Genomic DNA, 8,698 nt, shown 5'->3' with positions numbered 1-8,698 from the left:
GGCCGCATCGCCGAACAACTCGGCATCTCCCAAATGCACGTCTCCCGGCTCATCAACCGCACCTGCGCCCGGTTGCACGACCAGATCGAGGCCAAAGCCGCGTGACGGGCCGGGGGTCAGGTGGCGGATGCCACCGCCGCGATCCTGGGAGCCGTGTCGTCCGTGTCATCCGGTCCGTCCGGCCCGCCCGTCTCGTCCAGCGAGCGGAGGCGGTCCAGGAGAACACCTTCACGCAGGGCCCAGGGGCAGATCGTGAGCTGCCGCACACCCATGATGTCCATGGCGGCTTCCGCGACGACCGCACCGGCGAGGGCCTGATGGGCGCGGGCGGTGGAGATGCCCCGCAGCTTCGCACGCTGGACGTCGGTCCTGGCCGCGAGCTTCGGGATCCACGGCCGTAGCTTGTCCACGCTGAGGGTGCTGGAGGGGATGGCCCCGGGCTTCGGCTTGTGGCTGCCGGTGAGCCGGGCGAGCTGGTGGAAGGTCTTGGACGTGGCGACGTGGGAGGCGGGCGCGGGGAGGTCGCGCAGTTCGGCCGTCGCCTCGCTGAGCATCGAGCGCACGTAGGCGCGCAACTCCTTGACCTCGCGCTTCTTCACCGGAGTGGTGTCCGGGAGGTGGTGGCGGGTGAGCCGCCCCGCTCCCAGGGGGACGGAGATGGCGGCATCGGGCTCGCAGCGGCGGCCGGAGGCGATCTCCAGGGAACCGCCGCCGATGTCGAGGAGCAGCATCCGGTCGGCGTACCAGCCGTACCAGCCACGGGCCGCCAGGAAGGTCAGCCGCGCCTCTTCGAGCCCGCTCATGAGGTTCGCGCGGATTCCGGTGGCGGCCTCGATCTCGGCGAGCACGGTCTCCTGATTGGTCGCGTCCCGGATGGCCGAGGTGGCGTAGGCGGCCAGGCCGTCGACGTGATGGGCGCCCGCGACCGCTGCGGCCTCGGCCACGGCGCCGACCACGCGGCGTGTCGCGGCCTGGTCGATCACTCCCCGCCGGTCGGTGGACTCGGCGAGGCCCACCTGCTGTTTCATCGCCGCCACCCGCTCGGGTGGGCTGCCCTGCGTGAGGTCGGCGATCTGGAGGTGGACGGAACGGGAACCGATGTCGAGCACTCCTAGTCGCATCCGCCACGAGTGCCCCGGAAGGCCCGGTTCCAGTCTGCGTGATCGATCGTTCTCCGGGCTGCGGCCGTGCGCGGATGTCTCGGCGCGTGGTGGTTAGAGACGCGACGGCCAGGGGACCCGTGCCGTGAAACACACGGCACGGAGAGAGGGGCAGCGAGATGCCTGCGGGCTCCCATTCCAAGCGTGAACGACAGTACGAGCACATCAAGGAAGGCGCGGAGAAGCGTGGCACGTCCACGGGCCGCGCCAAGGAAATCGCCTCCCGCACCGTGAACAAGGAGCGCGCCCGCTCGGGCGAGGCGAAGTCGGCCAGCAAGACGTCGACGCGGGACCGGAAGTCCGCGCCGCAGCGGGGCGGCGAGCGCTCGCACACCGGCCCCAAGGGCCCCACTCGCGACCAGCTGTACAACGAGGCGAAGCAGCGCGGGATCGAGGGCCGCTCGCACATGAACAAACAGCAGCTGGCGAAGGCCCTCGGCCGCTGACCGCACGCCGGTGAGGGGCGCCGTGGGGGCCGCCGGGCGGCCCCCACACGTTCACATCAGCCCGTCCCAGCCCCAGCGCGGCGTCGGGCCCGGCTCGCCGAGGTCGTCACCGGCCGATCCGGCCGAGACGTCGCGGGCGATCCGGGTGCCCCAGTCCGCCGGCGGCGTCGAACAGGGACTCGGTGCGCCCGGTCATGCCGCCCCTCCGATGGCGGACACGACGGGCGTCCTCGCGTAGTGCTTCATCTCCTCGATGTCCTGGATGTAGGAACGAATCGAGGCGAGGAACGGCGGGAAGTGCGGGCCGCCACGAAAGCCTTGCAGGTGGTCCTCGACGGAGGCCCACTCGACCCGCAGGATGTAGCGCTCGGGTTCCTCGACACCCTGGGACAGCTCATAGCCCAGGCACTGCGGGGCGAGGTCCAGCTGCTCGGCGGCGGTCGCGTAGTCCTTTTCGAAGGCGGCTCTTCGCCCGGGATCGGTGATGCGGTAGCGGATGTATTCCACGGTCACGGTCATCCTCCATGGCTTGATTCCGCCAGGATTGACGACCGGCGCCCCGGAGCCCAGGGGGTTCGCCGACGGCGCACCAACTGGATTGCGCCGTTCCCGCAGCCTTCCCGGACACGGCGGGACGGCGCCGACTCACCATCCCCCCACTCGCCGCTGGGATGGATGAGACTCCTGAGGTGAAAGGGAGTCAAGTGGTAGATATATGCCAAGTTTGTTAGCTGGAAGGGGGACATGGGGGCATCGTCCGTGCCACACTGGACGTGGCCCTCACCGCATCCCCCGTCGGTGAGGGCCATTCTCTTCGCGGTCAGGAGCGCAGCGCGGCCAGATGGGCGGTGCGGACCTCCGGGGTCTGGCCCTGGACGACGAGGAACAGGCCCTCCCTGGCGAGGCGCTGGGCCGGGTGCGACAGGCCGAAGGCCCGGCCGCCGCCCGCCGCGATCGCGGCCGTGGTGGCGGCGCGCATCACCTCGTAGGCCCGGGTCTTGGCCGCGAGCCGGTCGTCCAGCCGCTCGGCGGGCGGCACCTCGTCGACCAGCGCGTAGGCGTCGCGGCGTACCGCGTCCAGGCGTGTCCGCAGGACATCCGCCGTCTCCTTCGCCTCGCCGTCACCGGAGGCGTCGACGAGGTCGAGCGCGGCGCGGGCCACGCCGAAGACGGCGGGGTTGGTGTTGGTGTTCTTGGGTCGGTCGTCCGTCGCCCAGCGCTCGTGCGGGAGGCGCACCGCGACCGCCTCGTCGGGCACCACGAGCCCGTCGAGCAGCAGGCCGACCGTGTGCGAACCGGTGAGCGCGGCGAGCTGGAGCGGACCGGTGGCAGTGAGTCCCGGCTGGTCGTGGGCGTCGACGACGCCGAAGACCACCTCGCCGTCCTCGGTGCCGCCGCCCAGCAGGAACAGGTCGTTCAGCCCCCAGCCGGTGTACCAGGGCACCCGCCCGTCGAAGCGCCAGCCGTCCGCCACCCGGGTGGCCCGCACGGGCAGCTTCGGGTGGGCGCGCAGGTGCGAGAAGGCGATTCCGGCGAGCAGCGTGCCGTCGCTCAGCGGCCGCAGCCAGCGCTCGCGCGCCGCCTCCTCGCCCGTGGCCAGGGTCCGCACCGGCGTGTGGTGCTGGGCCTGGATGAAGAACGTCGAACAGCAGGCGCCCGAAAGGATCTCGGCGATCTCCCGGCCGACGGCCGCCGGGGCCTCCGCGCCGCCGTACGCCGCCGGTGCGTTGACCCCCAGCACGCCCGACGCCTTGACGGCGGCGATGGCCTCGGGGGCGACGCCCTCCCGGTCGTGCGCCTCTGCGGCGGGGGCGAGGACGTCGTCGGCCAGCCGGTGGGCCGCGGCGACGAGGGGGTGGTCGGGCGTGGCGGTCATGCGGAGTGCTCCTCTGTGCCGGAACGAGGGGTACGGGGCTCGCCCAGGGTGAGCATCAGACGGTTGGCCCAGGCGAACACGGCGACGACGTGGACGAGGTCCAGGATCTCCGTATCGTCCAGGCCCGCGTCCGTCCGCAGCGTCATGAGGTCGAGCGGCTGGTGGGGCTCGCGGGTGAGGCGTACCGCGAAGTCGGCCACGGCGCGCCGCCGCGCCGTGCCCAGGTCCGCGCCGGGACCCGCGTCGAGGAGCGCCCGCGCGGGGCCCTCGTCCTTGGCGAGCTGCGCGAAGCGCCGGGCGTGTACGGACGCGCAGTACACGCAGCCGTTGACGCGTGAGACGGCGAGCGCGGCGATCTCCCGGTCGCGGCGGTCGAGCCCGCGCGGCGCGTACATGATGGCGTTGTAGAGCCGCGACCGCTCGCGCAGCGCCGTCACATCGTGGACGAGCGCCAGGTAGTACGGCGAGGTCTTCGCCGTCGGCAGCGACTCCTCCAGCACGGCGATCTGCTCGGGCGTGGCGCGGTCCACGTCCACGGTCTCCACCCAGGCGTCCCACTCCAGCGCGTCGAGCGTGAACGGGCGCCCCTCGCTCGCCACGCCGTACGCGGGGACCTCGCCGCCCTCCGCCGGGAGCCCGCCGAGCGCCCGCAGTCCGGCCGCGAGCCGCGCCTGGTACGTGACGAACGCGACGAGCTGCGAGGTCGCGACCACATCCGGGGCGCCCCAGCCCGCCTCCGTCAGCGCCGCGATGTCCTTCGGACCCGCCGTGGACGGGGCGAGGACGAGCAGTTCGGCGTGGCGCAGCAGCGCGTCGAAGCGCGCGGACGGCGCGGGCGCCGGGCCCAGGCCCCGGTAGTGCGCCGCCAGCGCCCGCGCGCCGTCCTGCTCGGCGGCATGGGCGGCGAGCGCCGCGCGCTCGGCGCGGGGGAGGCCGTCGGTGCCGGTCAGCAGCGCGTCGTGGGCGCCCTGGGTGCGGTCGTACGCCGTGTCGCGGTACGTCCGCAGGGCGGCGGGCGTACCGGCGACGGCGTCGATCACATCGGGTGTTTCATGCGTTTCGGACATGGGGGGGTGCCTTTCGGGATGTCCTGGGGGAGTGCTCAGCCCGTCGCGTCCTCGCTCGCCCGGTACGCGCGCAGATACAGGCGCGCGCCCGCGACCAGGAGGATGGCCACGCACACCGCCAGCGCGGAGGCGAGGCCGAGGTCCTGATCGGCGAAGGCCAGCTTCCTGATCTCCAGCGGGACGGTCGTCGAGGTGTCCATCGGGCCGCCGCCGGAGAGCAGATAGGGCAGGTCGAAGTCGTACGCCGTCCAGATCGTGCGCATCAGCATGGCGATGATCAGCGCGGGCGCGATCCACGGCAGCGTCACATGCCGGAAGATCCCGAACCGCCCGGCGCCGTCCAGCGACGCCGCCTCGCGCAGTTCGCCCGGCAGGGTCTGCAGGCGGGCCAGGACAACGATCACGATGAACGGCACGTACTTCCAGCAGTTCACGGCGACCAGCGCGAACATCACCGTCGCCGGGTCGGCGAACGGGTTCACCAGGGTGTCGCTCAGCCCGAGCGTCCGCAGCAGGTAACCGGCCATGCCCGAGGTGTCGTTGAACGCGAAGCGGAACACCATCGCGGCGACCACCGCGGGCACGACGTACGGGAAGAGCACGAGCCCCCGGGCCAGGGTCTGGCCGCGCAGTCCCGCGTTGAGGAGCAGCGCGACGGCCACTCCGGCGGCGGCCTGGATCACCATGTTCCCCGCGACCCACAGCACACTGCGCCCGAACGCGCCGCGCACCGACGGGTCCTCCCACAGGCGGCGGTAGTTGTCGAGGCCGAGGAAGGTGTGTTCGCGGGTGAGGAAGTCGACGCGGAAGAAGCTGTCGAAGACCGACGCGAAGAAGGGGTAGACCGCGAAGACGAGCAGCAGCAGGAGCGCGGGCACCAGCATGAGGGTGCCGAGCGCGCGGTCGGACAGGCCCCGGCGCCGGGCCCGGTCGCGCGATCGGGCGCTGGCCGGGGACGTCTGGGATACGGCAGTCACTTCACGGCCCCCTGTCCGATGCCGCCGACGAGGAACTTCTGGACGAGCACGAACAGCACCAGCACGGGCGCCACCACGATCAGCGCGGCGGCCATCAGCACACCCCACGAGTAGACGCTCGTCTGGTCCATGAGCAGCGAGAGCCCCGGGCTGAGCGTCAGCTTGTCCGGCTCCGCCATCAGCGTGGAGGCGAAGAGGTATTCGCTCCAGGCCGCGTTGAAGGCGAACACGGCGGTCGCGATCAGCCCCGGTACCGACTGCGGCAGCACGACCCGGACGAACGCCCCGAACCGGGTGCAGCCGTCGACCATCGCCGCGTCCTCCAGCTCGATGGTGAGCCCGTGGAAGTACGAGCGCAGCGTCCACAGCGCGAACGGCAGCAACGTGGCCGTGTAGATCACGACCAGCGCGAGGAGGTTGTTGGCGAGCCCGAACCGCGCCACCAGCTGCGAGACCGGCACCAGCACCAGGATCGGCGGCACCAGATACGCGAACAGCGACAGCTCCCCGACCCACCGCAGCCCCGGTATCCGGAACCGGACGAGCGCGTACGCGGCGCAGGTGCCCAAGCCGACGACCAGCAGCGTGGAGGCGGTGGCCACGATCAGCGAGTTGGTGAGGTACGTGCCGAAGGACGAGATCTCGAAGAGCGTGCGGAAGTTGTCGAGCGTGAGCGTGTCCGGGAAGAACGTCGGGGGATAGGAGATGATCTCCTCATCCGGTTTGACCGCCGTGAACAGGATCCACAGCAGCGGCAGATCGGCGATGAGCACGACGGCGGCCAGCGCCACGTACTGGAGGGCACGCCCGATACGGAAGGTCCTCATGCGGCGGGCCTCCACTCCGGGTTGGCCGACTTCCAGTCGCGGGCCGCGAAGGCGAACTGGTCCACGGCCCGGCGCCACGCCTCCTCGGGGTCGTCGCCGCGCAGCAGGATCGACTGCACCATCGAGGCGTCGGCCGGTGGCGGCGCCCATGCCTTGCCCGCCCAGGGGCAGGGGTTGGACAGCTTGCCGTCGTACCGCCCGTTCACGACCGACCCCATGGCCATGTCGGGGCTCAGCGCGTGCGGCACGAGATCGAGGATGGTGCGCACCCACTCGCCGTGTTTCCGCAGGTACGGGTCGTCCGAGACGCCGATCTCCGCGCGCAGCCGGTCCCCCACGGACTTCAGCGGCGGCACGAGGTGGCCGGGGACGGTGAGGGAGAACTTCAGCGCGTTCTCGCCGGTGGTCAGCTCCTTGAGGAAGGCCCTGGCCGCGCGTCTGTGCCGGGTGTGCGCGAACACGCTGTACTGGTTCTTGCCGCCGTACGCCAGCCGTCCGGTGCGGAACGGCCCAGCGGGCACCGGCAGGACGCCGGTGACCTCGGCGATCCGCGGGTTCTGCTCGGCGAGGTTGACGCCGAGCCGGCCCGCCATCGTCGCGAAGGCGGCCTTCCCGGAGATGTAGGTGTTCATCAGGTCCGGGTAGTTGGTGTTGTACGCGCCCTTGCGCGCGTACCGCATGATCGCGACGTGCCGCTTCACGCCGTCGAGCACTTCGTCCTTGCCGAACAGCACCTCACCGTCCGGGCCGTAGTAGTCCCAGCCCGCCTGGTAGACGTACGGGGAGAGGAACTGCGTCGTCATGCCCGGGGTGTTTCCGGCGCCGGACGAGATGCCGTCGATGCCGTCCCTGCCGTGCAGCTCGCGCACCGCGCCGAGGAACTGGCCGTAGGTGCGGGGCGGCTCGATGCCCGCCTTGTCGAGCAGGTCCTTGCGGTAGTAGAGGACGGAGGCGTTGGCCTGGAACGGCATCGCGTAGTCCTCACCGCGGTGCACGATGCGGGTGCCGGGCAGGAAGTCGTCCTCGCCGATGTCCTCGATCATGCCGCTGAGGGGCAGCAGATAGCCCTTGACGGCCCAGTCGAGGATGTTCGCGGCGGGCGGTGCGAAGACGCCGATGTCGGTGCCGGTCTGCATGGCCGTCTGGAGGTACTGGAGCTGGTTCTCGTCCGAGTACAGCGTCATCTTCACGGTGACACCGGGGTGGCTGCGCTCGAACCGCTTGATCACGGAGCGGTAGAAGGCGAGCGATTTGGGGTCCGACTCGGTCGTGTAGAAGGGCACGACCGTGCCCCCGGAGTCGGCGTCGGCGCATGAGGACAGCAGCGTGGAACCGGAGGAGGCAGCGGCCAGCGACAGCAGGCCGCGCCGCGATACGCGGGCGGAGGGCATGGCGGTCCAGGGGAGGGATGCGCGGAGGGAGAACGGGGGAGCGGGGAAGGAATCGCTCAACATCCCGTGGTGGTGGACCTGCGGAGATCGAGATACCGCCGCTTGGTGAGAAACAGAGTCCGCACAGCCGCCCCCTCGGATCCTTGTGCGATACAGATGACCTTGAAGCTATGCGGTGGGTCGTCCGCTGTCAAAGGTGTCTTGAGGTGCCGGAAAGGGGAGGCGCCGTGGTGCGGGCGGGGGCGCGAATGGAATGATGCCGGGCGGGGGCGGATCTCCCCGGAAGCCGGACACCGGAGAGAGGGAGGGCCCGCCATGTCCACGAGGCTGCCCGGCCAGACGGCCGAGCCGACCGCCACGACCGGCGAGCCGCTGGGCGAAGGAGCGACCCGCGGCCCGGTGCCGTGTCGCCTGGTCGTGTGCCGGGACTGCTGCTGCGGCAGCGCCAAACTGTCCCACGTCGACCACGCGGCCCAGACCGAGCGGCTGCGCGAGGTGGCGCCGGTGCGGGTCTCCGACTGCCTCGACTTCTGCGACCAGGCCAACGTGGTCGTCGTACAGCCCTCCGCCGAGGGCCGTGCCGCCGGTGCGCGGCCGGTCTGGCTGGGGCTGGTCAACGACCGGGACGCGACCGAGGACATCGCCGCGTGGGTCCGCGCGGGCGGCCCCGGCATCGCTCCCCTGCCGGAGATCCTGGATTTGTACACCTTCGTCCCCCGGGAGCGTCCCTGAACCAGCGCGGTCCGACGGTGCCCGTCCGTCCGGCGGGCAGACCGCGGGCCAGCTGATTGGGCTGGAACGACAGCCGCTCGGCGGCCTCGATCACCCGCTGCCGGGTCAGCGCGCGCACCTGGCTGCGGCCGCTGAGGGCGGATTGACGGGCCATGGACCGGGTTCTAGGTTCACTGAAAGCCTTTCCGGTCCGTTTTCGTAGCAGGCCGTTTCTGTCGCAGG

10 protein-coding genes are annotated in these 8,698 nt (G+C 71.3%); 3 read left to right on the top strand and 7 right to left on the bottom strand.

Going from position 1 to position 8,698, the window contains the following annotated elements; translation table 11 throughout:
• Window positions 1–105, top strand: a 105-nt coding sequence (locus ACZ6CL_RS35630; RefSeq protein WP_468943781.1) for a sigma factor-like helix-turn-helix DNA-binding protein, incomplete at its 5' end; no start/stop codon positions are given.
• A gap of 11 nt (window positions 106–116) precedes the next feature.
• On the opposite strand, the gene ACZ6CL_RS35625 is transcribed toward ACZ6CL_RS35630, so the two are convergent.
• Window positions 117–1,121, bottom strand: a complete 1,005-nt coding sequence (locus tag ACZ6CL_RS35625; RefSeq protein ID WP_468943761.1) for a Ppx/GppA phosphatase family protein — start codon at window positions 1,119–1,121, stop codon at window positions 117–119.
• Between the two features lie 158 nt (window positions 1,122–1,279).
• Between ACZ6CL_RS35625 and ACZ6CL_RS35620 the strand changes: the two genes are divergently transcribed.
• Window positions 1,280–1,606, top strand: a complete 327-nt coding sequence (locus ACZ6CL_RS35620) for a plasmid stabilization protein (protein ID WP_468943759.1) — start codon at window positions 1,280–1,282, stop codon at window positions 1,604–1,606.
• A 192-nt stretch (window positions 1,607–1,798) separates the two neighbouring features.
• Here the strand turns inward: ACZ6CL_RS35620 and ACZ6CL_RS35615 are convergent, their stop codons facing one another.
• The 6 genes from ACZ6CL_RS35615 to ACZ6CL_RS35590 form a co-directional block, all read right to left on the bottom strand.
• Window positions 1,799–2,125 (bottom strand): putative quinol monooxygenase, encoded by a 327-nt coding sequence (locus ACZ6CL_RS35615; RefSeq protein ID WP_468943757.1) that lies wholly within the window; start codon window positions 2,123–2,125, stop codon window positions 1,799–1,801.
• A gap of 301 nt (window positions 2,126–2,426) precedes the next feature.
• Window positions 2,427–3,482: an acyl-CoA dehydrogenase family protein gene (locus ACZ6CL_RS35610; RefSeq protein ID WP_468943755.1), complete on the bottom strand. Its 1,056-nt coding sequence runs from the start codon at window positions 3,480–3,482 to the stop codon at window positions 2,427–2,429.
• Window positions 3,479–4,549 (bottom strand): peroxidase-related enzyme, encoded by a 1,071-nt coding sequence (locus ACZ6CL_RS35605; protein ID WP_468943752.1) that lies wholly within the window; start codon window positions 4,547–4,549, stop codon window positions 3,479–3,481. Before ACZ6CL_RS35605 ends, ACZ6CL_RS35610 begins: the two co-directional genes overlap by 4 nt.
• 35 nt (window positions 4,550–4,584) lie before the next feature.
• On the bottom strand, window positions 4,585–5,526 hold the full coding sequence (locus tag ACZ6CL_RS35600; RefSeq protein WP_468943749.1) for a carbohydrate ABC transporter permease: 942 nt from the start codon (window positions 5,524–5,526) through the stop codon (window positions 4,585–4,587).
• Window positions 5,523–6,353: a carbohydrate ABC transporter permease gene (locus tag ACZ6CL_RS35595; RefSeq protein WP_468943746.1), complete on the bottom strand. Its 831-nt coding sequence runs from the start codon at window positions 6,351–6,353 to the stop codon at window positions 5,523–5,525. Before ACZ6CL_RS35595 ends, ACZ6CL_RS35600 begins: the two co-directional genes overlap by 4 nt.
• The gene (locus ACZ6CL_RS35590) at window positions 6,350–7,744 is read right to left on the bottom strand and encodes an ABC transporter substrate-binding protein (protein WP_468943743.1); all 1,395 of its coding nucleotides are present in this window, start codon (window positions 7,742–7,744) and stop codon (window positions 6,350–6,352) included. The genes ACZ6CL_RS35595 and ACZ6CL_RS35590 overlap by 4 nt, the downstream gene beginning before the upstream one ends.
• A 315-nt stretch (window positions 7,745–8,059) precedes the next feature.
• On the opposite strand from ACZ6CL_RS35590, the gene ACZ6CL_RS35585 reads away from it, so the two are divergent.
• Window positions 8,060–8,476 carry a (2Fe-2S) ferredoxin domain-containing protein gene (locus ACZ6CL_RS35585; protein ID WP_468943741.1) on the top strand — a complete coding sequence of 139 codons (417 nt, stop codon included), beginning with the start codon at window positions 8,060–8,062 and terminating at the stop codon, window positions 8,474–8,476.
• Window positions 8,477–8,698 lie beyond the last annotated feature (222 nt).

It is taken from the genome of Streptomyces sp. NPDC041200 (genome assembly GCF_055591805.1).
This window is presented reverse-complemented; position numbering and strand designations above follow the sequence as displayed.